Annotated in this window: 20 protein-coding genes; 17 read left to right on the top strand and 3 right to left on the bottom strand. The window is 72.0% G+C overall.

Features of this window, described 5'->3' with window-relative positions:
* Positions 1-322: 322 nt before the first annotated feature.
* The 12 genes from ATL45_RS04050 to ATL45_RS03995 all read left to right on the top strand — a co-directional run bounded on the left by ATL45_RS04050 (position 323) and on the right by ATL45_RS03995 (position 14,169).
* Entirely contained in the window at positions 323-2,542 is a 2,220-nt protein-coding gene (locus tag ATL45_RS04050) for a DUF8728 domain-containing protein (RefSeq protein ID WP_093151703.1), read from the top strand.
* A 562-nt stretch (positions 2,543-3,104) separates the two neighbouring features.
* On the top strand, positions 3,105-3,401 hold the full coding sequence (locus ATL45_RS04045) for a hypothetical protein (RefSeq protein WP_093151701.1): 297 nt from the start codon (positions 3,105-3,107) through the stop codon (positions 3,399-3,401).
* A gap of 3 nt (positions 3,402-3,404) precedes the next feature.
* Positions 3,405-3,959 carry a hypothetical protein gene (locus ATL45_RS04040; RefSeq protein ID WP_093151698.1) on the top strand — a complete coding sequence of 185 codons (555 nt, stop codon included), beginning with the start codon at positions 3,405-3,407 and terminating at the stop codon, positions 3,957-3,959.
* The gene (locus ATL45_RS04035; RefSeq protein WP_246025153.1) at positions 3,934-6,816 is read left to right on the top strand and encodes an ATP-binding protein; all 2,883 of its coding nucleotides are present in this window, start codon (positions 3,934-3,936) and stop codon (positions 6,814-6,816) included. The genes ATL45_RS04040 and ATL45_RS04035 overlap by 26 nt, the downstream gene beginning before the upstream one ends.
* The gene (locus tag ATL45_RS04030; RefSeq protein WP_246025152.1) at positions 6,813-8,720 is read left to right on the top strand and encodes a hypothetical protein; all 1,908 of its coding nucleotides are present in this window, start codon (positions 6,813-6,815) and stop codon (positions 8,718-8,720) included. The genes ATL45_RS04035 and ATL45_RS04030 overlap by 4 nt, the downstream gene beginning before the upstream one ends.
* A 269-nt stretch (positions 8,721-8,989) precedes the next feature.
* Positions 8,990-9,571: a hypothetical protein gene (locus ATL45_RS04025; protein ID WP_093151696.1), complete on the top strand. Its 582-nt coding sequence runs from the start codon at positions 8,990-8,992 to the stop codon at positions 9,569-9,571.
* A 1-nt stretch (position 9,572) separates the two neighbouring features.
* Complete coding sequence (locus ATL45_RS04020) at positions 9,573-10,586, top strand: C40 family peptidase (RefSeq protein WP_093151692.1); 1,014 nt, start codon at positions 9,573-9,575, stop codon at positions 10,584-10,586.
* A gap of 130 nt (positions 10,587-10,716) precedes the next feature.
* Positions 10,717-11,178, top strand: coding sequence for a hypothetical protein (locus tag ATL45_RS04015; RefSeq protein WP_093151690.1), 462 nt, complete (start codon positions 10,717-10,719; stop codon positions 11,176-11,178).
* Between the two features lie 113 nt (positions 11,179-11,291).
* Positions 11,292-11,480 (top strand): hypothetical protein, encoded by a 189-nt coding sequence (locus tag ATL45_RS04010; protein ID WP_093151687.1) that lies wholly within the window; start codon positions 11,292-11,294, stop codon positions 11,478-11,480.
* A 5-nt stretch (positions 11,481-11,485) separates the two neighbouring features.
* Complete coding sequence (locus ATL45_RS04005; RefSeq protein ID WP_093151685.1) at positions 11,486-12,919, top strand: RNB domain-containing ribonuclease; 1,434 nt, start codon at positions 11,486-11,488, stop codon at positions 12,917-12,919.
* A 78-nt stretch (positions 12,920-12,997) separates the two neighbouring features.
* Positions 12,998-13,663 carry an NADPH-dependent F420 reductase gene (gene npdG, locus ATL45_RS04000; RefSeq protein WP_177241963.1) on the top strand — a complete coding sequence of 222 codons (666 nt, stop codon included), beginning with the start codon at positions 12,998-13,000 and terminating at the stop codon, positions 13,661-13,663.
* Between the two features lie 86 nt (positions 13,664-13,749).
* On the top strand, positions 13,750-14,169 hold the full coding sequence (locus tag ATL45_RS03995; protein ID WP_246025151.1) for a DUF4326 domain-containing protein: 420 nt from the start codon (positions 13,750-13,752) through the stop codon (positions 14,167-14,169).
* Between the two features lie 53 nt (positions 14,170-14,222).
* Here the strand turns inward: ATL45_RS03995 and ATL45_RS03990 are convergent, their stop codons facing one another.
* On the bottom strand, positions 14,223-14,969 hold the full coding sequence (locus ATL45_RS03990) for an SDR family NAD(P)-dependent oxidoreductase (RefSeq protein ID WP_093151682.1): 747 nt from the start codon (positions 14,967-14,969) through the stop codon (positions 14,223-14,225).
* A 249-nt stretch (positions 14,970-15,218) separates the two neighbouring features.
* Here ATL45_RS03990 and ATL45_RS03985 point away from each other — a divergent pair, with 249 nt between their 5' ends.
* From ATL45_RS03985 to ATL45_RS03965, 5 genes are all read left to right on the top strand, one after another.
* A complete protein-coding gene (locus ATL45_RS03985) occupies positions 15,219-16,196 on the top strand; it encodes a glutathione S-transferase family protein (RefSeq protein WP_093151680.1) in 978 nt (325 codons plus the stop codon).
* A gap of 66 nt (positions 16,197-16,262) precedes the next feature.
* Complete coding sequence (locus ATL45_RS03980) at positions 16,263-19,316, top strand: tetratricopeptide repeat protein (RefSeq protein ID WP_093151677.1); 3,054 nt, start codon at positions 16,263-16,265, stop codon at positions 19,314-19,316.
* Positions 19,317-19,321: 5 nt separating this feature from the next.
* On the top strand, positions 19,322-19,951 hold the full coding sequence (locus ATL45_RS03975; protein WP_143121612.1) for a hypothetical protein: 630 nt from the start codon (positions 19,322-19,324) through the stop codon (positions 19,949-19,951).
* Complete coding sequence (locus ATL45_RS03970) at positions 19,948-21,051, top strand: GlnX family signal transduction membrane protein (RefSeq protein WP_143121611.1); 1,104 nt, start codon at positions 19,948-19,950, stop codon at positions 21,049-21,051. The genes ATL45_RS03975 and ATL45_RS03970 overlap by 4 nt, the downstream gene beginning before the upstream one ends.
* Complete coding sequence (locus ATL45_RS03965; RefSeq protein WP_170210153.1) at positions 21,051-22,310, top strand: ABC transporter substrate-binding protein; 1,260 nt, start codon at positions 21,051-21,053, stop codon at positions 22,308-22,310. The genes ATL45_RS03970 and ATL45_RS03965 overlap by 1 nt, the downstream gene beginning before the upstream one ends.
* 36 nt (positions 22,311-22,346) lie before the next feature.
* On the opposite strand, the gene ATL45_RS03960 is transcribed toward ATL45_RS03965, so the two are convergent.
* Both ATL45_RS03960 and panB read right to left on the bottom strand, forming a co-directional pair.
* Positions 22,347-23,228 carry an NmrA family NAD(P)-binding protein gene (locus ATL45_RS03960; protein ID WP_093151667.1) on the bottom strand — a complete coding sequence of 294 codons (882 nt, stop codon included), beginning with the start codon at positions 23,226-23,228 and terminating at the stop codon, positions 22,347-22,349.
* Positions 23,229-23,315: 87 nt separating this feature from the next.
* Entirely contained in the window at positions 23,316-24,170 is an 855-nt protein-coding gene (gene panB / locus ATL45_RS03955; protein WP_093151664.1) for a 3-methyl-2-oxobutanoate hydroxymethyltransferase, read from the bottom strand.
* Between the last annotated feature and the right edge of the window lie 78 nt (positions 24,171-24,248).

Below are 24,248 nucleotides of genomic sequence, written 5' to 3'. Positions count from 1 at the left end.
TCGATGGAAGTCGCAGCTTCCCGCATCGATGAGCGGCCTGGTGGTCGTCGTCCGGAGTCGGTGACCCTGAGTGCGGCTTGCTTCTCGGACGGGTTAATCTCGATCTGCGTGGGATGGGCGTTTTGTGAGGGGTATCCCGCGCGGATGCGGAGGGTGACGGCGTTGGGTTCTTAGCATCGGTCGACTCGATGTCGGACGACCACGTCGTCCTCACCGGACCTGCAACGCCGCCCGGACATTCCGCCGCCAGCAGGCGCCACCACTCCTTTCTTTCGCGCGCGGTCGCAGCGCGCGCTGATACACCTCTTCCGGAGAGCGAGCCATGACGAGATTCGCGGCGCCCAGCGCCGGGGAGCACGACGAGATCCCGGCCGGGTCGGCCGGTGGGGCCGAGGTCGGCACCAGCACCGGCCCGCAGCCGGCCGGACGTCCGTTCCGGGACGCCACCGCGTGGCTGATCGGCGGGCTCTCATTGCTGGTCAGCGTGCTGTTCCTGGTGGTGAACCTGGCCTACAACCAGTGGAACTTCATCCCGCCGGTCGACGACGCCTACATCCACCTGCAGTACGCGCGCCAGATCGGCACCGGGCACTTCCTGCAGTACAACACCGGTGACCCGATCAGCACCGGCGCGAGCAGCCTGCTCTACGTGCTGATCCTCGGCGGCGCCTACGCGCTGGGCGTGACGGGCTCGGCGTTCCTGCCGTTCGCGATGCTCTTCGGCACGCTGTGCCTGGCGCTGACCGCAGCGCTGACCTACCGCCTCGGCACCCGGCTCGCCGGGCGCGGCGTCGGCATCAGCGCCGGCCTGCTGGTCGCGCTGAGCGGCCCGCTGGCCTGGGGCGCCACCAGCGGCATGGAGATCGCGTTCGTCGCCTTCCTGCTCGTCGCGCTGCTGCTGGTGTTCACCGGTGAGCGCGCGGAGAACCGCTTCCGGTGGACGCCCGTGGTCGCGGTCGCCGCCGCGCTGACCCGGACCGAGCTGCTGGTGTTCGCCGCCGTGCTGAGCGTGGCGATGGTCTGGCACATCGTCGCGCACGCGCGCGGCACCAAGGCTCCGTGGCTGCGCGTGCTCGGCCGGGTCCTGTGGATCGGTCTGCCCGCGTACGCCGCGGTGGCGCAGTTCGCCTTCTACCGGATCGTGACCGGTTCGGCGGAGCAGAACGGCGTGCTGGCCAAGTCGCTGCTGCACATGCCCGCGGTGTACCCGCTGGAGGTCGCGGACAAGGCGCTGACCAACCTGCGCATCTTCCTGACCGCGTTCACCGGGCTGACCACCTACGACTACGTCTTCCCCGGCGCGCTGCTGCTCGCGATCCTCGGCGTGGTCGGGCTGTTCCGCCGCGCCCCGCAGTGGCGCGGGCTGTCGCTGGCGGTCGGCATCGGCGTGGTGCTGGTGCTGGCGTCGGTGTCGACGCTGGAGTTCGCCGACGTCCACCACATGCGCTACGTGCAGCCGCTGCTGCCGGTCCTGCTGCTGTTCGCCGTCATCGGGATCCACTCCGCGGCGCAGCTGTTCCCGACCGCGCGGCGCTCGGTGCTGATCGGCGGTGTCGTGGTGGCGCTGCTGTTCAGCGCTTCCCAGCTGCCCGCCTGGAGCCTGCGGCAGTCCCAGCAGGCCGCGGGCATCCGGGACCAGCAGGTCACCATCAGCAACTGGATCAAGGGGCACCTGCCGCAGGACGCCAAGGTCGCGGTCAACGACGTCGGCGCGCCCGCCTACTTCTCCGAGCGCTACATCGTCGACCTGATCGGCCTGGCCACCAACGGCTTCGCCACCCCGAACCTGCACGGCCCCGGCAGCCTCTACGAGGAGCTGAAGTACCTCCCGGAGGACCGCAGGCCGGACTACTTCGTCATCTTCAACTCGTGGAGCGTGCACGGCCTCGGCGAGGGCGGCCTGTTCGGCCGCGAGCTGATCACCTTCGAGCTGAAGTCGCCGCGGTTCTCCTACACCACGCCCAGCGGCGGATCCGCCTGCCAGGCGGCGCGGTTCTGCAGCAAGGTGACCGTCTACGAAGCCGAGTGGGACGCGCTGGGCTCCGGCGACCTGCCGCTGCAGCAGCCGGCCGGGCAGATCCGCGACCGCCTCAACGTCGCCGACCTGCGCGACGAGGAGCGGCACGACTACCAGGTCGTCCCGGCGCACCAGGGCTTCCAGCCGCGCACCCACCTGCGCACCATCACCGGCCCGGACGGCGGCGACGTGGTGGACAGCGGCAGGCACGTCATCGGCGGCGAGTCCTTCACCTTCGAGAACCTGGTGCCCAACCAGGAGCTGACGATCGTCGGGCGCGTCGACGCGACCGAACCGGCGGCGGGCGAGCCGACCGGCTCCCGCGCGGTCCAGGTCCGGGCGAACGGCGAGACGGTAGGCACCTGGGAGTTCGAGGCCGACCCGCGCGGCTGGGCGGAGACCACCTTCACCATCCCGGCGGAACTGGTCACCGAGCCGACGCTGACCATCGAACTCGGCCCGCTGCAGGAATTCCTGGGCCCGTACCCGGACTACGCCGCCTACACCTACTGGGCCGTGCAGTGAGCCTCTGAACTGCGAAGATCCTGCTCCGAACGCCCCGGCCACCGGTCGGGGCGTTCGGCTTCCCGGGTCCGGGCAGGTGAACCGTCCACTGTGCACTCTCGGGTCGCTCGGACGGTGGCCCTGCCCGTCGGTCGCTGTGCACGGGCAGCTACGCTGAGGCATCGCGTCTAGATCACTTCAGCCCGATCCCGCTCCGCGACTTCACATTCGCGTGATCCGGTCGGGTGCATCATGACGCGATGTGCGGAAATCCACTGGATGACCGAGTCGTGCACGATGCGTAACGAAGGGGTTCGCAAGCGGGTGAACAGCCACGAGATTCCAGGCGGGAACCGACCTGGTGAGCGCGTTTTTCCCGATGGTGGGCCGAAAGCGGCATCCCCGAACGGCCTATTCGCGGCGTGATGGCGACCGGTCGGCACCTCCGCCTCCCGCCACTCCCGAACTCGCAACCACTACTTCTGGTGACCATGTCATGTTCTACTCGTACCTGCGCGCCGGATCACCACCGGCGCGCTGAGGTACCGGCCCGACGACACTCCGCGCACTCAGGGGTAAAGAGATGATCGCCACGTCGCTGGACACACTGGCGCAACTTGACGTACTGGCGCAACAACCGGGACAGCTGGGCACCGGCGGCATTCAGGGCTGGATCCTTGAGAACCTGCTCCCGCTGCTGCTGCTGACCGTCGCGATCCTGCTGCTGTGGCTCGGTGGTGGCAAGGGCGACAACGCCGGGGTCATGCGGCGCGTCGGCGGTGTCATCGTCGCGCTGGCGATCATCGGTCTGGCGGTCACCACCAACGCCGGGGTCAACATCGGGACGTTCATCGCCGGCCTGTTCAGCTCCGGGGGCTGACCAGTGCGAATACGCACCGACGACGAGATCTACCGGGTCGACGCGGTCTGGCTCGGCCCACCGCGGGCGACCTTCCCGTGGCGGGCGCGCTACGTCGCCTGGGGCGTGGGCATCGTGGTGTTCCTGATCGTGCTCGGAGTGGAACGCCGGATGAACATCGGCTTCGGCTTCTTCTCCACCGCCTGGGCGGTGGTCATCACGGTCGTGCTCACCCGGATCATCTGCGCGAAGATCGGTCACGAGCGGCCGCTCGGCGCGGTGATGACGATGTGGCTGCGCGAGCTCACCGCTCCCCGGGCGAAGAGCTCCGGCGCGGGCGGCGCGGCCAGCGCGGCGCGGATCAGGGTGCAGGCCCAGCGGCCCCGCCCGAAGCCGAAGTCCGCCGGCCGGCGGAAGGCGCCGAAGCAGCAGGCCCAGCGCGGCCGACCCCAGCAACAGCGGCAGCAGCAGCCGCAGCGGCCCGTCCGGTCCGGGAAACCGGCGGCCCGCAGCACGGTTTCCAGCAGGCGAGCGCGTAGCAAGGAGGTTCGCGGTGTTCGGTCGCCGGCGAGGCCGTGAGCGCAACACGCAACAGGTCCCGGGTCCCCGCGGTTCGAACGGCAAGGTTCGCAGTCCCAAGGGAAATCCCGGCAAACGCGGCCGCACGCCGGGTGACGAGCAGTCGATCCCGACCTACACGCCGTCCATCGCGGCGCGGTCCATCGACGGTCACCTGCTGCGCACCGGCCAGGACGTGTTCGCCTGGTACCGGCTCTCCCCGCAGCGCTGGTCGTTCCGCTCGGACTCCCAGCGCCAGGACCTGATCGCCGCGATCGCCGGCCAGTACGCCGAACTGCAGGGCCGCTGGATGCACCTGCGGGTGACCAACCGGCCCTACCCGATCCGGATGTGGGCCGAGGCGCACGTGCACAACGCGCGCAACCCCGTCCCGGACACCCCCGGCGCGCTGTCCTTCGACGACTACATGGTCGGCGAGCAGCAGCAGCTGATGGGCCGGTCGATGGCGGAGAAGGAGGTCTACCTGGGCGTCCAGGTGCAGACCCGCAACGTCGTGGACCGCGCCGTGGAGCGCGCCGCGCCGCTGCTGCGCAAGGTGTTCCCGGAAGCGGTGGACGCCGAGCTCATCGCGCTGGACAGCGAGATCGAGCACCTCGACCAGGTCATCGGCTCGGCCGGGCTCGACGGTCGCCCGGTGACCGCCGAGGAGATCTCCTGGCTGATGCACCGCTCGTGCTCGCTGGGCCTGCCCGCGCCGCGCAACCTGCCCGCGGTGCCCGGCGCCCCGTGGGAGCCCGAGGACCTCGCGTCGTTCACCGATGCCTCCGACATGCACCAGGACCCGTACTCGCCGACGGTCACCGTCCGCGGCCGCACCGGGTCCAACGCGGGCATCGTCCGGCACCTCGCGGTGCTCACCGTCGGGCAGACCCACGGCCTGCAGATCCCCGAGATCGACGACCCGTGGATGCAGCACTCCGACCGGATGCCCGCGCCGGTGGAGTGGTCCGCGCGGATCTACGTGCGCCGCCCGGAGGACGTCGGCGGCGAGCTGCAGCGCCAGATGAACAAGGTGCGTTCGCAGGTCCGGCACTACACCGAGGAGCACGGCCTGGAGCCGCCGACCTCGCTCGCCCGGCAGGCCAACCGGGTGCTGGAGGTCGACGACGAGATGACCTCCGGGTTCACCGCGCTGGCCACCCGGGTCAAGTCCTGGTGGCGGCTGGCGGTGTCCGGCCCCACCGAGCGCGACGCGCTGCGCCTGGCCCAGCAGATCCTCGACCTGTACAAGCCGAAGATCGCCATCGAGCACCCCGAAGCGCAGTACGCGCTGGCCCGCGAGTTCATCCCGGGCGAGCCGCTGGCCAACAGCGCCTACCTGCGCCGCGGTTCGGTGGTGTGGGCGGCGTCGGCGGTCCCGCAGGCCACCGCGGAGGTCGGCGACCGGCGCGGCATCCTGCTCGGCGAGACCTGCACCGCCACCCGGCGCCCGGTCGCCTGGGACCCGTGGATGGCCCAGGAGGTCCGCGACGCGTCCGGTCTGACGGCCATCGTCGCCGGTCTCGGTGGCGGCAAGTCGTTCCTCGGCGGCGGCACCGTCTACAAGACGCTGCGATCCGGGGCGCACTGGACGCTGCTGGACCCCTCGGGGCCGCTGGCCGCGCTGTGCGAACTGCCGGAACTGCGGCCCTACGCGCGGCCGATCAACCTGCTCAACGCCCAGCCCGGCATCCTCAACCCGTACCGGGTGGTCGCCGAGCCCGAGCTGGAGCACTTCGTCGACGAGGACGACCCGGAGCGCAGCTGGCGGCGCGAGCGCGCGCTGGCCGCCGCCACCCGCCGTCGCCTGGTGCTCGACGTGCTGACCGGATTGCTGCCCTACGAGGTGGCCCGGCTGCCGCAGACCCGGATCGTGCTGCTGCGCGCGGTTCGCGCGGTCGGCGGTCGCCCCGACGCGCACCCGGGCATGGTCTTCGAGGCGCTGCGCCGCGACGCCAGCGAGCACCACGAGCACGCCGTGGTGGTCGCCGACTTCCTGGACGAGATCCGGGAGCGGATGTCGCTGCTGATCCCGGAGATCAACGCCGACCCGTACTCCGAGCGCCGCGAGGACCGGCTCACCGTGCTGACCATGGCGGGCCTGGCGCTGCCCAAGGACGGCGTCGGGCGCGAGCACTGGACCGACGCCGAAGCCCTCGGCGTGGAGATGCTCAACCTGGCCGCCTGGCTGACCCAGCGGTCGATCTACGAGCGGCCCAAGAACGAGCGCAAGGGCGTCTGGATCGACGAGGCGTTCTTCCTCTCCGAGGTGCCGACCGGTCGCGTGCTGATGAACCGGTTCGCCCGCGACTCCCGGAAGTGGAACGTCCGCGTCCTGCTGTCCAGCCAGATCCCGGCCGACTTCCTGCGCATCCAGGGCTTCGTGTCGCTGCTGGACTCGGTGTTCATCGGGCGCCTGGACGACGAGCACGCGCAGGCCGACGCGCTGCGGCTGCTCAAGGTGCCGGTCGGCGCCGGTTACGAGCAGGTGGTGGCCGCTCTCGGCCGCCGGCCCGGCCCGGCGCGCAACAGCACCGAGCGGGACCGCTCGCCGCGGCAGTTCATCTTCGGCGACGGTGCCGGCGGGGTGGAGAAGATCCGCATCGACTTCTCCGGGCCGCACCTGGAGCACCTGCGCAACGCGCTGGACACCACACCGGCCGCGGACGAGGACGTGGAACCGCGCGCGCTGCAGCCCGCGGACGGGGCCAACTCCGACTCCGCCGCGCCTGCGCTCCGGTCGCCCGCGGCTTACCAGGAAGATCTCGACGAGACCTTCGACGAATTCGAGCTCGAAACCGTCGGCATCGGATATGGCGATGACGGCAGCGACCGCTCGACCCCCGTGGGCGAGCGGGGTGGGGAAGACGCCCGGTGATCGCGTTGCTGGCGGTCGCGCTGGCCGCGGTGATCGTGGTGGTGCTGCGGCGCCGCCGCAAGGGACGTGATCGGGCGAAGCGCAGTGCGTTCGCGCTGGTCGCCGGGCTGCTCGCGCTCCAGGCGCTGATCGGCGCCCCGGCCTTCGGCCAGCCGTTCAACTGCAAGGAGGCACCGAACCCCGAACGCCCCGGTTCCGGCATGGTCGGCGCGCTGGACCCGGGTTCGCTCGGGTCCGGTGTCCCGGGCAGCGCCTACCAGGAGGTCGGCTACGCCGGGCTGGTCTGGCACACCTACGACCTCGGCTGCGGCCCGCAGGGCGTGACCAACCCGAACGCCACGGTCGACACCTGGGTCGGCAACGAGCTGTTCAACGTCGCCAAGAACCTCGTCGGCGCCACCAACGGCCTGCACTACGCCCTGCTCAACGGGAATCTGCTCGCCCCGCTGGACGGGCTGATCTCGACCGGCACCGTCGCGCTCTACGACAGCGTGTTCACGCCGTGGTTCGGCCTTGTCGCGCTGGTGCTGGCGATCGTGCTGTTCCGCTACATCTGGACCGGTGACCTGGCGTCCATCGGCAAGCGGGGGATGTGGGCGCTGGCCGGGCTCTGGTTCGCCTCGGCGACCTACCTGACCCCGCTGGTGTACACCCACGCGCTCGACGACGTCCTGATCACCGGCACCTCGGCGGTGCAGGCCGGGTTTCTGGAGGAAGTGGGCGTCGACGAACGGCACGCGCTGCCGACGCTGCTGCACGACCAGGTCATCTACCGCAACTGGCTCAGCGGCGAGTTCGGTTCGCCCGACTCGCAGCAGGCCAGGGACCACGGCCGCGACCTGCTGCGCGCCCAGGCCTGGACGCGGCAGGAGGTCAACGACGGCGTCGACGCCGGCTCGACGGAGCCGAAGAAGCAGGCCTTCGCAGACGTCGCGGGCAAGCTGAGCGGCACCAGCGCCTACGGCCACTTCCAGGGCGTGGACGGCAGCCGCGTCGGCGCCGGCGTGCTGGCCACCGTGCAGGCCTTCGCCTACGCGTCGTTCCAGCTGCTGGCCAAGGCCACGATCCTGCTCGCGCAGGTGCTGCTGCGGGTGCTCATCCTGGCCGGGCCGCTGATCGGTCTGGTCGCGCTGCTCTACCACCAGGTGCTGCGCACCGTGGGCCGGGTCGCCGGTGCGGCGGTGCTCAACGTGGTGATGGTCGCGGCGATGGCCGGGTTGCACACGCTGATCCTGACCTGGATCTTCGACCCGGCGCAGAACTTCGCCCCGCTGGTCCAGATCCTGCTGGCCTCGCTGGTGACGGCGGTGTTCCTGATGGTGGCCAAGCCGGTCCGGCGGATCGGGCAGATGGTCCAGCTGTCGGTCGGCACCGTCGGCCGCGCGGTGCCGCGCGCACCGCAGGGCATCTTCTCCCGGTTCCGGCGCGGGCGGTCGCAGGACGACGAGACGGGCGACTTCTGGGACCGGGCGCGCGGCATGGACCCCGATGCCGAGTACGCGGAGGACTCGCGGGAGCGCTGGCGCGCCCGCCCCGAAGCGCAGCACCCGTCGACGGTCGCGGCCACCGCGCAGCGGCTGGACCGCGGGACGGCCGCGGTGGCGGCCGGCGCCGGTGCCAGTGCCGTGCTGCCCGCTGCGTCGTCGCAGCGACGGCCGGGCGGCATGCCCGCGTTGCCGGAGGCCCGCAGCACCAGCCGGGTCGTCGACACCAACCCGGTGGCGGACGCCAAGTGGGACGGCGTCGACGAGGACCCGGTGCTGATCCCGTCGCGCACCGCCGGATCCCCGATCCCCGGACCGGAGCCCGCGACCCCGCGGCGCGCGGAGATGGAGGTCGTGGCGGGCCGCCCGGTCTACGTGGTCTACCGCCCGTCCAGAGGTCTGGAGGTGGCCGATGGCTGACAAGCTCTCGATGGGCTCGTTTTGCGTGGCGGTGCGGGTGGCGGAACCTCAGCGTCCGCCTGGCTCCGGGATCCCGTTCTTATGTATGTCCGATACACGGCGAACGGGCTGTCCTCGCCAGGCGAACGCTGAGAACCCGCGGCGGTGCGAGTCGCGAAGGTGGGCTAAGCGACTTCGCCGCTTCAAAGACAAAGATCCGCAGTTTAGTTGATGATCATGCGGGCGGCTGAGCGCCGCCGGGCCGAGGACAGCCGGAAGAAGGGGGCCTGATGCCGATCCGGACGCACCGCGGGCGAGCCGCGGTGTACCGCAGGTTGTGGGGCTGGCCGCTGCGCTCGCCCAAGCACCTGGCCGCGGCGGTGGTCGCGCTCGCCGCCGTGGCGACGCTGGTCGGTTTCGTGCTCCCGGAACCGGCGCCGAGCCAGAACCTGGCCGAACCGGCCACCACCACCGAGCCGCCCGCGCACTCCGCGGTCGTGCCGACGACCCCGACCAAGGCCCCGCCGACCATCTCGGTGCCCGCGGACCCGCCCGCGCAGACCCCGCCGGACCCCGCCGGGGTCGCGGTGGTCGAGGAGTGGGGCAAGGCGTGGGTGGACCACCCCGTCGGCGCGGACCGCCAGCAGTGGCTGGCGAAGCTGCGGCCCTACACCACCGACGAGTTCATCACCGAGATGGCCTCGGTGGATCCCGCGAACGCGGGCAACGTGATCACCGGCGCGGCGACCGCGGTCAGCTCGACCGGGGGAGCGATGCAGGTGCGCCTGCCCACCGACATCGGCGTGCTCCAGGTGACCGTGACCAAGACCAGGTTCGGTTGGCGAGTGGCCCAGTACGACAAGGAAGGCTGACATGCGGAAGCTCGTGGTTGCGTTCGTCGTGCTCGCGGGTTTCGCAGGTCTGATCGGCGTGGGCGCGGTGACGATGCTGCTGTCCGGCGGCGGTGGCCGCTCCGGCTGGGCCAGCTGCAGCTCCAACCTCGGACCGTGGGGCGACGGTGCCGAGCGCGGGCAGCGCGACGCCGCGAAGCTGTCGGGCGAGTCGCTCGGCATCGTGCAGCGCATCATCGAGATCGGCCAGCAGCGCGGCCTGCCACCGCGCGCCTGGCAGATCGCGATCCAGGCGGGCAAGACCGAGTCCAACCTGGCCAACCTCTACCACGGCGACCGGGACTCGCTGGGCATCTTCCAGATGCGGCCGTCCATGGGCTGGGGAACCGTGCAGCAGGTCACCGACGTGGACTACCAGATCAACAAGTTCTACGACGTGCTCCTCGAGGTCCCCGGCTGGGAGGAGATGCGCCCCGGCACCGCCGCCCAGAAGGTGGAGCGCTCGGCGTTCCCGCTGCGCTACCACCAGTGGGAGCCGATGGCCGCGCACCTGGTGAGCGCGGAGGGCGACATCAGCGGCATCACCGCTTGCGACGACCTGCCGAGCGCGAGCGTGCTGGGCGCGCAGGCCCTCCAGTACGCGCACGCGCAGCTGGGCAAGCCGTACGTGTGGGGCGCGGCCGGGCCGGACACCTTCGACTGCTCGGGCCTGACGCAGCAGGCGTGGAAGGCCGCCGGCGTGGAGATCCCGAAGTACTCCCAGACGCAGTACTTCCAGGGCGGCGTGCACGTCCCGCTGAACCAGGCGCAGCCCGGTGACCTGGTCTTCTGGGGCAGCGGCCGGGACCCGAAGGGCATCCACCACGTGGCGCTGTACCTGGGCGACGAGAAGGTGCTGCACGCCCCCCAGCCCGGCGAGTCCGTCGAGATCGAGACGCTGTGGGACGGCGGCGAGCTGCTGCCGATGGTCGTCCGGCCGGCCGCCGACACGCCACCGCAGGTGGCTGCCGTTCCTGCCGCGGGTGGCGAAGGTTAGGTAAGAATGGCGGGGGCCTGCTGACGTTGAGAACGCGCGGTTCGGCCGGGTCCCGCAGCGGAACCGAGGGCCCGGCGAAGTGGGTGGAGCGCTCACCCGCGTCCGCGCGAGTTCTCGGAAAGGGTGCACGATGTTCACGCCAGACCCGATTCCGCGGCCGTCCGGTCCGCCCGCGTCGAGCACACCGCTCGGCGACTACCTCTCGCACCGGCGGCTGCCGGGCGTGGAGCCCGGTTACGCGGTGCTGCCGCGTTCGCTGGCCGAGGCCATGCCGCTGCCGTGGCAGCAGCAGATGAGCAACCTGCTCGCCGAGTTCCACCAGGCGTTCGGGCACCTGCAGTGGCCGGTCTACCGGGTGGTGCCGTCCCGCTACGAGCGGCTGGTGGACCTCGACGACGACCAGCTCGCCGAGGTCGGCTGCACGGTCGAGGTCGGCGACGACGGCGAGCTGGAGTACCGGATGCGCGACGGGCGCCGGGTCGACAACCCGGAGTCCCAGCAGGTGCTGGTGTCCTGCCTGGACCCGATCCCGCGGCAAACCCCGGGCGGGCAGCAGCCGACCCCGGCCGCCCCACCACCGCCCGCCTGGTGAACCGCTGAGGTTCTGGCTACGGAGGATGACCGGGGACTGCCGCCATTCGGACATCCTGGTCCAGTCGGTGCGCGGTGCGTGACAGCCGCGCGCAGTCGTGCGAGGCTCGGTGCATGCCCCGCGGAAGGTGGTACTTCTGTCTGAAGCACCGGCAGGTCGAGCCGAAGGCCGGCTGCCGAGCCGCTGAGCGCTTGGGGCCGTACCCGGACCAGGAGACCGCGGCCCGCGCGCTGGAGATAGCCGCGGAGCGCACCCAGGCGGCCGACGAGGCCGACGTGCGCTGGGAAGACGACGAGGACTGAGCCTCGTGGCGGCGGCGGTGGGTCCACCGAGTGGCACCGGAGTTGCCGCTGCCGCGCAGGACTTCTCGGCGATCCGCACCGAACTGGGGCTGCCCGCCGACTACCCGCCCGCCGCGCTGGCCGAGGTCGAGCGGACCGTGGCGCAGCCGGTGCCCACCGGCTCCCGCGTGGACGCCACCGACCTGCCGCTGGTCACCGTCGATCCGCCCGGGGCCAAGGACCTCGACCAGGCGGTGCTGGTGCGGCGCCGCCGCCGCGGTTACCGGATCCACTACGCGATCGCCGACGTGGCCGCGTTCGTGCGCCCCGGCGGTGCGCTGGACGCGGAGTCCCGCCGCCGCGGCCAGACCCTCTACCTGCCCGACGGCAACGTCCCGCTGCACCCGGCGCAGCTGTCCGAGGACGCCGCGAGCCTGTTGCCGGGGAAGGTGCGCGCGGCCGTGCTGTGGACCATCGACCTGGACCCGGACGGGCTGCCGGTGCGCGTGGACGTCCGCCGCGCGCTGGTGCGCTCGGTGGCGCAGCTCGACTACGACGGCGTGCAGCGGTCGCTGGAGCTGGGCATCCCGCATCCGTCGATCGCGCTGCTGCCCGACGTCGGCCGGTTGCGCCGGGAGCAGGCGATGCGGCGCGGCGCGATCGAGCTCGGCCTGCCCGAGCAGCAGGTGGAATCCGACGGAGCGGGCGGCTGGCGGCTGGTGCTGCGGCCGCGGTTGGTGGTCGAGGCGTGGAACGCGGAGATCTCGCTGCTGACCGGGATGTGCGCCGCGGAGATGATGCTGTCCGCCGGGATCGGGGTGCTGCGCACGGTGCCCGATCCGGAGCCGGAGACGGTCGCCGGACTGCGCCGCTCGGCGACCCGGCTCGGCGTGGCGTGGCCGGTCGATCTCCCGCCCGCGGTGGCGCTGGCCGAGATGGACCCGATCCGGCCCGAGTCGCTCGCCGTGCACGTGGCGGCGACGAGGCTGCTGCGCGGAGCGGGCTACACCGCCTTCGGCGACGGGGCACCCGCGAAGGCCAACCACGCGGGCATCGGTGCGTCGTACGCGCACGTCACGGCTCCGCTGCGGCGCTTGGTCGACCGCTACAGCGCTGAGGTGTGCCTGGCGGTGTCCGAGGACCGGCCGGTGCCCGGGTGGGTGCTGGAGGCGTTGGCGCAGCTGCCCTCGGCGATGGGCAGCTCCGACCGGATGGCGGGGCAGGTGGAGCGGGCCTGCATCGCCCAGGCGCAGGCGTGGTCGCTGGTCTCGCGGGTGGGCGAGGAGTTCCCGGCCACCGTGCTGCGCGCCTCGAACGGCGTGGCGGGCGAGGTGTTCGTGGCCGCGCCGCCGGTCATCGCCCGCTGCACCGGTGACGGGCTCGGCGAGGGCCAGCAGGTCCGGGTGCGGCTGGTGGTGGCCGACCCCGAGCGCCGCGAGGTCGCGTTCGAAGTGGCCTGACGCACACCCCGTGGCGGATTCCCGCGCGCCGGTCGATCGTTGACGGTGAGGAGTCGACGGCGACGAAAGGGGCCAGTGGTGGCTGAGGTGCGGGAGATGACCATCGGTGTCCTGGGTGGAACCGGGGCGCAGGGCCGCGGGCTGGCGATCAGGTGGGCCCGGGCGGGGCTGAAGGTCGTCATCGGCTCGCGCAGCGCCGACCGCGCCGAGCAGGCGGCGAAGGAGATCGTCGAGGTCGCCGGCGGTGACGTCACCGGCCAGGACAACGCGGGCTGCGCGGCGTCCGCCGACATCGTGCTGGCCGCGGTTCCCTGGGAGGGCCACGCGGAGCTGCTGAAGTCCCTGCAGTCGCAGCTGGCGGGCAAGATCGTGGTCGACTGCGTGAACCCGCTGGGCTTCGACAAGAAGGGCCCGTTCGCGCTGGCGGTGCCGGAGGGCAGCGCGGCCCAGCAGGCCGAGCAGCTGCTGCCCGAGTCGCGGGTGACCGCCGCGTTCCACCACGTCTCGGCGGTGGCGCTGGCGGACCTGAGCGTCGACCACGTCGACCTCGACGTCCTCGTGCTCGGCGACGACCGCGAGGCCACCGACGTGGTCCGCGCCCTGGCCGACGTGATCCCCGGCGTGCGCGGCGTCTACGGCGGCCGCCTGCGCAACGCCCACCAGGTGGAGGCGCTGACCGCGAACCTCATCGCGATCAACCGCCGCTACAAGGCCCACGCGGGCTTGCGCATCACCGACATCTGAGCCGCTCCGCCCACCTCATCTCTGGGGCGTCGATTTCGCGCGAAATCGACGCCCCGGGTGACGGGCGTTGTTGTCGGGGGATCGGGGTGGCGGGACCCTGGGCGGCGGAGGTGGTGGCGGTGCTGCCGGATGAAGCGAGTTCCTGGACCGACGACGAGCGGGAACGGGCCGACGCCCTGCTGGACGGCCACGCCGTCGTGGTCAACGTCCGCAAGGGCGGCCCGCACAAGCACCTGGTGCCGTGGCTGGAGGAGTCCGGCCTGCTGACCTACGTCGGGCACGCCGGGCCGCGGCACTCCTGGCCGGAGTCGGAGTTCGCCAGCCCGTTCCTGAAGGAGGCCAAGGTCGACCGCGAGGCGATGGTCCACCACTACGAGCAGTGGCTCGACGAGCAGCCGAACCTGCTGGCCAAGCTCCGCGACGGCGAGCTCTCCGGCCGGGCCCTGGGCTGCTGGTGCGCCCCGAAGCCCTGCCACGCCGACGTCCTCGCCAAGCGCGCGGGCTGAGCGGCGCGTCGGTTTCGCGCGAAGTCGACCATCCGCACTGCGCCCGCGGGCGGTCACATCTCGGCGCGGCGGCCGCCGTCCACCGTCCAGGCCGCTCCGGTGACGTAGGAGGCCTTGGGCGAGAGCAGGAAGACCGCGACGGCGGCGAGCTCGGCCGGGTCGCCGGAGCGGCGCAGCGCCGCGGCCTGCACGGCGGCTTCGTGCGCCGCCGGGTCGCCCGCCGCGATCGTGCGGGCGCGTTCGGTGTCGAAGCGCCCGGGCAGCAGGGCGTTGACCCGGACGCCGCGCGGGCCGACCTCGGTGGCCAGGTCCTTGACGAAGCCCTGGGTGGCTGGCCGCGCCACGTTCGAGCTGGCCAGGCCGGTCAGCGGTTCCGCTCCCGAGGTCGAGGTCAGGACGACGACGGAGCCGCCGTCGCCGAGTTCGGCGGCGACCTCGCGGGCCATCCGGATCGGCGCGATGGTGGCGATCTCCAGGCCGCGCCGCAGCGTGTCGTCGTCCAGCCCGCTCGGCATCCCGGCGGGCGGGCCGCCGTGGCTGACGAACAACCCGTCCAGCCGCCCGAACTGCTCCCGCGCGTGGTCGATCAGCCGCCGCGGCGAGGTGGGGTCGGTGAGGTCCGCGGCGAGCCCGCGAGCCCGGTCGCCGAGTTCGGCGGCGGCTGCGGCGGTGTTCTCCGCCGAGGAGGACGAGACGACGACGTGCGCGCCCTCGTCGACCAGCGCCCGAGCGGTGGCGAAGCCGAGGCCCTTGCTGGCGCCGGTGACGATGAAGCACCGCCCGGAGAGATCCAGATCCATGCCCGGAACCCTAAGCGGCCGGAACACCCGCAGGAAGCCCCGATGACACCCGGTTTCGCACGCCGCCGCGAAGGCCGTCCACGGCCCGCCGACCGGCGTCGGCGTCGCGAACTTCCGCAATTTCAATTGAAATCAGACGTCCGATTTCAATTGAAATTGCATTCCGTCACCTGGACGACTTGGGTCCAGGTGGTGGGACGGCGGGGTTTCGGGCTGAACTCCGGGGCTTTGCGGGCCTAGGGTGGCGGCATGGCCGAGGCGCAGTTCGGGGCGGAGACGTCGCAGCGCGGCGAGTGGGTGCGGCAGGCGAACCGGTTCACCGACCGGATCACCGCGGACGGTTCTTCCGGGTGGCCGGTGGAACCGGACCGGTACCGGCTGGTGGTGAGCCTGGCCTGCCCGTGGGCGCACCGGTCGGTGATCGTGCGCCGGTTGCTGGGACTGGAGGACGTGCTGTCGCTGGGCGTCGTGGACCCGATCCGCGACGAGCGGGGCTGGCGGTTCTCCCTGGACCCGGACGGCCGCGACCCGGTGACCGGGATCGCCCACCTGTCCGAGGCGTACCTGGCCGCCGATCCCGGCTTCACCGGCCGGTACACGGTCCCGGCCATCCTGGACGTCGCCGAGCGCAGGGTCGTCACCAACGACTACCCGCAGATCACCCTGGACCTGTCCGCGGAGTGGGCCGCCCACCACCGCGAAGGCGCCCCGCAGCTCTACCCCGAATCCCTGCGCGCGGAGATCGACGAGGTCAACGCGCTGGTGTACCGCGACGTCAACAACGGCGTGTACCGCTGCGGGTTCGCCACCTCGCAGCAGGCCTACGAGGAGGCCTTCGAGCGCCTCTTCGCCCGCCTGGACTGGCTTTCCGAGCGGTTGGCCGGGCAGCGCTACCTGGTCGGCGACACGATCACCGAGGCCGACGTCCGGCTGTTCACCACGCTGGTCCGCTTCGACGCCGTCTACCACGGGCACTTCAAGTGCAACCGGCAGAAGCTGACCGAGCTGCCGGTGCTGTGGGCCTACGCCCGCGACCTGTTCCAGACCCCGGGTTTCGGCGACACGGTGGACTTCGACCACATCAAGCGGCACTACTACGCCACCCATCACCAGATCAACCCGACGGGGATCGTGCCGCTCGGCCCGGACCCGTCCGCCTGGCACACCCCGCACGACCGGGAATCCCTGGGCGGCAGGCCTTTCGGCGACGGCGCTCCACCTGCCTAGCGGCCATTCGGGTGGTCGGGTGGTGATCTTCGTCGCGTTGGTGACCGATCGCCGTACCGTCGGATCGTGCTCGATCAACGGAGCTCGACCGGGCTGGGCCGCTGGCACCTGAGGCTCTTCGACGACCGGGGATCGTTGGGGATGGGAGTGCTGCTCGGCGGCGAGTTCGTGCTGAGCTGCGCGCACGTCGTCGGGGAGCGCGACGAGGTGCGGGTGGCGTTCTCCTTCGGCGAGCCGGGCGAGTTCCGCGCGCGACCGACCGAATTCGTCGGCTCCGCCGAGGACGGATCGCGCGACATCGCGCTGCTGCGGCTGGTGGAGCCGTTTCCCACGTCCTGGTCGGCTCCACTGGCCGCACCGGCCGAACTCCCGCCGCGTGCGCGGGTGCGCTGCCACGGCCACAGCGGCAACTACCCGGACGGCATGTGGATCAACCTGCGGGTGGACGGCCCGGCGGGCCCGGGCGGGCGTCTCGTCCAGCTGTCCACGAGTTCCTTCTGCCGCAACGTGGAGCGGGGTTTCAGCGGCGCCGCGGTGCTGGACGGGCAGTCCGGAGCCGTGCTGGGCATCGTCGTGCAGAAGGCCGCTGACCAGCACGCGCAAGGCGTGGCCTGGATGATCCCGGTCGGCACCATCTTCGACCGGCTGCCCGAGCTGCGGTCCGCTGCGGCCGAAAACCCGCCGGTGCGCAGCCCTTCCGTGCGCTTCGGCCAGCTCGCCGCGCAGATCGGCGAGCTGCGTGACGCCGAGGACGAGGTCGCCCGCCTGCGCTGGCTGCTGTTCCGCGACACCTCCACCGTCACCCTCCCGCAGCGCAACTACAACGCCTCCCGGATCGCGCTGGCCGGATTCCGCGGCCGGGAGGAGGAGAACCCGGGATCGGTGCCGGTGGAGGAGCTGGACGCCTTCGAGCGGGAACTGGCCGACGCCCTCGACCTCGTCGTCGCCGAGCGCCGCAGGCTGGAGGAGATCGGCGCCCGCTCCCCGGGATCGGTGCCGGCCGGCACGCCGTGCCGCCGGTTGGACTGCCAGGGCCGGGGGAGCATCGACGAAACCGGGTACTGCGACACCTGCGCGCGCCGCCCGGTGACCGAGGGACCGGTGCCGGACGGCGAGGAGACCTGGAACTGCGCCGGGATCGTGCCGCTGCCGGTGCTCCGGTTCCCCAAGGACACCGGCGAGTCCTCACCGGGAACACCTCGGCTTCGTCCGGGCACGCGGGTCGGTGCGAAGAAGTACGAGATCCGCCGCTTCCTGGCCAAGGGCGGCTTCGGGCGGATCTACCTGGCCCACGATCCGGGCCTGCAGCGCAAAGTGGTGCTCAAAGCGTCGATCGACCAGGACGAGCAGGCGGCGCGCATCCTCCGCGCCGAGGCGTGGCACCTGACCCGGCTCACGCACGACAACCTGCTCAGCGCCCACGACTTCTTCCAGCACCCGGTGGACGGCGAGCCGGTCGACTTCATCGCGATGGACTACGTGGAAGGGGTCGCGCTGACCGAGGTGGCGAAACTGCCGCGCGGGCCCCGTGATTCGCCGCTGCTGGCCGAGATCCTGGCCTACGGCTGCGAAATCCTCGCCGCGATCGAGTACCTGCACCGGCAGGACCTGTACTACACGGACATGAAGCCGGCGAACGTGATGCGCAGCAGCAGGGGCATCGTCATCGTCGACCTCGCGGGCGTGTGGGATCCGCGGCGGGCGAACGAGAAGCCCCAGCTCACCCGCACCTTCTACCCGGAGCAGGAGTTCCGGACGACGGGCAGGCCGTCGGTGGGCACCGACCTGTACGCGGTGGCCCGCACCCTGACCGAGCTGATCCGGCCGCTGCCCGGTTCGGACGGTGGGATGGATTCGGCGCAGCGGGTGCTGGACCGCGCGCTCGGTCTGGACACCTCGCGCCGGTTCTCCTCGGCGGCCGAGATGGCCGATCAACTCCGCCGCGTGGTGCGGGAGATCATGGCGCTGCACGGCTTCGAGCAGCCGCTCGAGCCGTCGTACCACTTCGAGCCGGTGACCAGCGATCTCGACCACGGGCTCGGCGTGGTGCCGCCGCTGGAGTCCTGGTGGCGCAGCGGTGCGGAGCTGGTCGGGTTCGGCCTGCCCAGCCCGCAGAAGATCGCCAGGGAACTCCCCGCGCCCCGCGTCGACCCGCGCGACCGGAACGCGGCCAACCTGTCGCGGGTCACCGGCAGCGACTTCCGCAGGCTGACCACGATGCTGCCGGATTCGGTGGAGAGCCGTCTGAAGGCGTGCCGGATGGCGCTCGCCCAGGGCGACCGGCCCGACGTGGCGGGCGCCAGGGAGTCGCTCGACGCCGCCCAGGCACAGCGCCACAGCGACGAGGTGCAGGGCAAGCAGACCCCGGGGCCGGCCTGGCGGCTGGACTGGCACGAAGGCCTGGTCGCGCTGGCAGCGGGCGAGATCGGCACCGCGCTGCGGCACTTCACCGAGGTGCGCGCGATCCTGCCCGGCGAGGCGATCCCGAAGGTCGCGCTCGGACTGTGCCACGAGCACCTGGGAGAGGGCGCCACCGGAAAGGAGGCCAAGACGGCCTTCAAAGTGGCGCGGAGCTGTTATCTGGCGGTGTGGCAGCGGGATCGCGCCCCGGCCGGTGCCGCGTTCGGGCTCGCCCGGCTGTTCCTGCGCGCCGGGCGCCGCGACGCGGCGGCGAAGGTGCTCGACGAGGTTCCCGCGGTGTCCAGGCAGTACGACGCGGCGCGCATCGCCGCGATCCGCGTTCACCTCCTGTGGCTCGGCGGAACCGATTGGCCGTCGGTGGCGGACGTGCGGACGGCGGCGCGGCGGGCGGAGGAGGTGCTGCGGGCGGACTCCGAGCTCCGTCGCTACGACGCCGACACCCGCGACCGGCTGGTCGCCTGGCTGCAGCGCTCCGCGCTCGCGCTGGTGGAGCGCTCGGGCGGAACCGTGCGCTTCCCGGCGCAGGTCGAGCCGCACGAGAAGGAGCTGTTCGGCGATCCGCTGACCGAGCGCGGGATCCGCCGTCGGCTGGAGCGGTCGCTGGAAGCGCTGGCCAGCCAGGCCCGCCGCCGCAGCCCGGCCGAGCTCAGCGCGCTGCTGGACCGGAAGAACGAACTGCGCCCGATGACCTGGTGGTGATGCAGATGAGCGAACGGCCCGACCTGGTGCTGCGGCACGACCCGTTCCTCCCGCCGTCGGAGCACGAACTGCGCACCCGGCTGGAAGTGCGCCTGCCCGAACCGCAGCCCGACCTGCGCCTGCGCATCCGGCTGCGGCTGGCCAAGCGGGTGCGCCTGGTGCGGCGGATCGACCCGCCCGCGTTCGACGACGAAGCCGTCCGCCGCACCGCCGGTCACATCGAGGTGCCGCTGGGCGACTGGTCGGGAACCCGGGAGTACGAGATCGGCTTCGAGCTGGGCCCCGGCCCCCAGGAGGAGGACCTGCAGGCCGCGCTGGTCGATCTGGTGCGCGGCGAGTTCGCCCGCGCCGTCGGCCCGGCGCGGGCGGTGAAGGTGCACTGGACGGCTGATCCCGGTGCAGCGTCGTTGAGCCGGGTGCGGAGCGACCTGGTGGACGCGCTGTGGTCGGGCTGCGAGGCGTACGAGTCCGGAGACCTCGCGCAGGCCGAACTCCGCTGGCAGGAGGCGCGAACGCTGGCCCGCCACTCCGGCGACGACGACAGCGTGCAGCGGCTCAACCGCCTCGTCGCGGGCCGGCAGGTGCGCGCCGAGGACGTCATCGAAGCCGGTCGCACACCTGGGAGGTGGCCGTGAGTAGTGTGCGGTGGCTCGGCGCGCGGCTGCGAGCGGCAGGGCGGTGGTCCCGCACCACGCGGGGCACGCTCTGGACGCTCTGCGTCTGCTCGGTGCTGGGGAGCTTCGTGGCGGTGCTTCCGGCTCTGGACCACTTCCGCGGCCTGCACGACGTCTCCACCGCGGTGCGCGAGCGCACCGGGCCGATGATCGTCGACGTCCAGGCCGCCCGCAACGCTCTGATCAGCGCGAACGAAACCGCGGTCGCGGCCTTCAGCGATGCGGGCGGGCGGCTGACCGGGCCCGGGCAGGAGTACTACAACCAGATGGCCATCGCCAGCCAGAGCCTCGCGCAGGCCGCCGAGGTCAACGCGGTGGGGCGGCCCGGAACCGAGGCGCTGCAAACGGTGGAGGGCCTGCTGGCGTCCTACTCCGACCTGATCAGTCAAGCGGGCGCCCACTTCCGCGCCGAGGACGAGCTGATGGGCACCGTCGCGTTGTGGAACGCGTGGCGGCAGCTGCACGACCCGCACGGCGGCATCATCGCCAAGCTCGGCGAGCTGCGCGCTCTGCAGGCCGAGGAGCTGGGCGACCAGGTGAGGACCGGCGGGACCACCGCCGGACCGGTGCCGTGGTGGGTGTGGCTGGCCGGGCTGTTCCTGCTGCTGGCGGCTGCGCACGTCTTCATCGTGCGGAGGTTCCGAAGGCGGCTCGGCGGACTCGTGCTCGCCGCGATCGCCGTGGTCGTGCTGGGCGTCGCGGTGCACGACGCGGTCGAACGCACCGGCGCGGACATCCGGAACCTCGACGCCGAGCTGCGCGGCGTGCTGGCCGAGCCGGACGGCCGGATGACGGCGCACCGGACCATCGCGGCGCTGGCCGACCGGTTCTGCCGCAGCGCCGACGGCGGGTGCGGCCCCACGCTGCCCGAACGGCTGCGGCAGGCGTCGCCGGGCGCACCGCTCCTGGCCACCGACCGAGTGGTCAGCGCGGACCTGCGAGCGGCGGCTCCCGGGGCCTGGCTGGAAACCGCGATCACGGCCTCCGCCGTGGTGATCGCCGGGCTCGCGGTGGCGGGGTTCTGGCCGCGGCTCGACGAGTACTCCTTCGGGAAGCGATGATGCGCGGATCTAGCTGGTTGCTCGCAGTGGTGCTGCTGCTCCTCCCCGCCTGCACCACGCCGCCCGAGCGGTCGACCATCACGGTGCTGGCGTCGTGGACCGGGCAGGAAGCCGAGCAGTTCCAGGTCGTGCTCGACGCCTTCACCGAACGGACCGGGATCCGGGTGGACTACCAGGGCACCCGGGCGTTGGAGCAGGTGCTGCTGGCGGACGTGCAGAAGGGCGCGCCACCGGACGTGGCGATCGTGCCCAGCCCGGCGGAGCTGCAGCGCTACGTCGACGCCGACGTGCTGCGGCCGCTGGGCAGCGCGGCGCGGCCGACGTTCTGGGACCAGGTGCAGGGCCTGGGCACGGGTGTGCGCCGCGCGGTGGTGGTGAAAGCCGATCTCAAGAGCATCGTGTGGTACCGCTCCGACCTGGAGCAGCCGCAGTTCCGCACCTGGCAGGAGATGCACTCGCGGCGGGCCGACTGGTGCCTGGGGATGGGCGCGCCGCCGTTGACCGGCTGGCCCGGCACCGACTGGATCGAGGACCTGATGCTGCAGCGGTACGGCAAGGCCGACTACGAGCAGTGGGCGACCGGCGAGATGCCGTGGACCGATGACCGGGTGCGCTCGTCCTGGCAGGCGTGGGGCGAGCTGGTTGCCGCGTCGACCGCGGCCGACGGCCCCGCCGCGGCGTTGCTGACCGACTTCGGCGACGCGGGCAGCGGGATGTTCGAGCAGCCGCAGCAGCGCTGCTCCCTCGATCACGCCGGATCGTTCGTCAAGAGCATCTACCAAGCGCCGCAGCCGGGCGCGCCACCGCGGGAGGCCGGACGCCACTTCGACTTCTTCCCGTTCCCGCCCTTCGCGGAACAACCGGAGCGCCAGCCGTCGATCGTGTCCGGGGATCTCGCGGTGCTGTTCGGCGACTCCGCGCCCGCCCGGGAGTTCCTGGACTTCCTGGACGGCGACGGGCAGCGCTTGTGGGTCGGGCAGCCGGGGAGCGGGGTGTACTCGATCGACGTCGGCCCGGAGGGCTACGCCGCCCGCCCGGGCGGCGAGATCGACTCGAGGATCGCTGAGGAGATCCGCCGGGAGGACGGCCGGCTGTGCTTCGACGCCTCCGATCTGATGCCGGCGGTGATGCGCAACGCCTTCCACCGGGGAGTGCTGGAGTACATCGCGGCCCCCGAGCGGCTGCGCGAGATCCTGGAGCAGCTCGAAGCCGTCCACCGGACGACCGGGGAACCGTGGGCGAGGTTTGCCTGCGGCTAGGGAGCCGGGCGTCGACCCGGCTCCCTGCACGAGACGTCAGAGGGCGGGACGGAGGTGCGCGTGAGCCCAGGCCGCGAGCGTGGTCGGCGTGGTGGTGATGAGGCTGCGCTCGTCCTCGGGGACGAAGTTCTCGCGCTGCCCAACCGACATGCCGACGATGCCCTCGACCTGCGCGCTGCTCAAACCGGCTGATCGCAGCGAAGCGCGGAAGTCGTCGTCGGAGATGCGTTCGGCGCGCACCTCGCGCCCGATCGCGCGGCTCAAGATCTCGGCCACCCGCGAGAAGGTGAGGTCCTCAGGGCCGTGCACGGCCTGCACGCCGGCCCCCGACCAGCTGTCCGCGAGCAACCTCGCCGCCGCGACTTCGCCGATGTCGCGGGGATCGAGCCAGGGCATCGCGAAGTCGAGTGGCCACGGCGTGCGGAGCACGCCCCTGCGCAGGCCATCGAGCTCCATGAACAGGTTGGTGAAGAAGTAGCCGCAGCGCAGGTGCAGCACGCTGGCCCCGGTTTCGTTCAGCAGTTCCTCGGTCCTGGCCAGCCCGTCGATCTCACCGACTCCGTGGCGCTTCTCCGCGCCGACACTGCTGAGGAAGACGGTGCGGGTGATGCCGTTCTCCCGAACCGCCCGCGCCGCGTTCGCGCCCATGCGGGCATAACCGGCGGCCGGGTCGTCGTCCGGGGTGGGCGGATCCACCCAGAAGAGGCAGTCGGCGCCCTGCGTCGCGCGGACGACGGCGTCCGCATCTCCCTGGTCGCACGGCACGACATCGACCCGGTCGCGCGTTGCCGCGTCGAGCTTGCCCGGTGTGCGCATCAGCAACGTCGGGCGCACGCCCGCTTGCAGGAGCAGCTGCACGACCCGGGAGCCCACGTGTCCGGTAGGCGTGGTGACGATGATCTTCTTGCGGAGTCCCATGCCCGGGACGCTACGGCCGATCGCGGTCGGATCCTGACCTCAATCGGCATCGTGGGGGCTTCCGGAGCGGAAGCCCCCACGACCGCGTCAGTGGAAGGAGTGCTCCGCCGCCGGGAAGGTGTGGCCGCGGACGTCTTCGGCGAAGCGGGTGGCCGCGTCGGCGAGGATGCCGCCCACGTCGGCGTAGCGCTTGACGAAGCGCGCCGTGCGGCCGGTGTTCATGCCCGACATGTCGGTCCACACCAGCACCTGCGCGTCGCAGTCCGGACCGGCGCCGATGCCGACCGTCGGGATGCGCAGCTCAGCGGTGACGTGCTTGGCCGCCTCCGCCGTCACCATCTCCAGCACGACGGCGAACGCACCGGCCTCCTGCACCGCCAGCGCGTCGGCCAGCAGCTCATCGGCCGCGTCGCCGCGACCCTGCACCCGGTACCCGCCGAGACCGTGCTCGCTCTGCGGGGTGAAGCCGATGTGCGCCATCACCGGGATGCCGGCCGAGACCAGCGCCTCGATCTGCGGGGCGTAGCGGCGCCCGCCCTCCAGCTTGACCGCATGCGCGCGGCCTTCCTTCATGAACCGCGTCGCGGTGGCCAGCGCCTGCTCCGGCGAGGCCTGGTAGGAGCCGAACGGCAGGTCGGCGACCACCAGCGCGCGCTCGGCGGAGCGCGTCACGGCGCGGACCAGCGGCAGCAGTTCGTCCACGGTCACCGGCAGCGAGGACTCGTAGCCGTAGACGTTGTTGGCCGCCGAGTCGCCGACCAGCAGCACCGGGATCCCGGCCTGGTCGAAGATCCGAGCGGTGTACATGTCGTACGAGGTGAGCATCGGCCAGGCCTCGCCGCGCTCCTTGAGCTGCTGCAGGTGGTGGATGCGTACCCGCCGCTTGGCGGGGGTCGAGCCGTACGGTGCAGCCGTTTCGCCCTGGTTCTGGGCAGCAGTCATCGTTGACCGTCCTATTCCCTCGAAGCCTGCTCAGCAGGTCCCCGGGTCGTCGTGGATGGTTGCACCTGAAAGCGTCGC

The sequence above is a fragment of the Saccharopolyspora antimicrobica genome (assembly GCF_003635025.1).
In the GTDB taxonomy this organism is placed as follows: Bacteria; Actinomycetota; Actinomycetes; order Mycobacteriales; family Pseudonocardiaceae; genus Saccharopolyspora; species Saccharopolyspora antimicrobica.
This window is presented reverse-complemented; position numbering and strand designations above follow the sequence as displayed.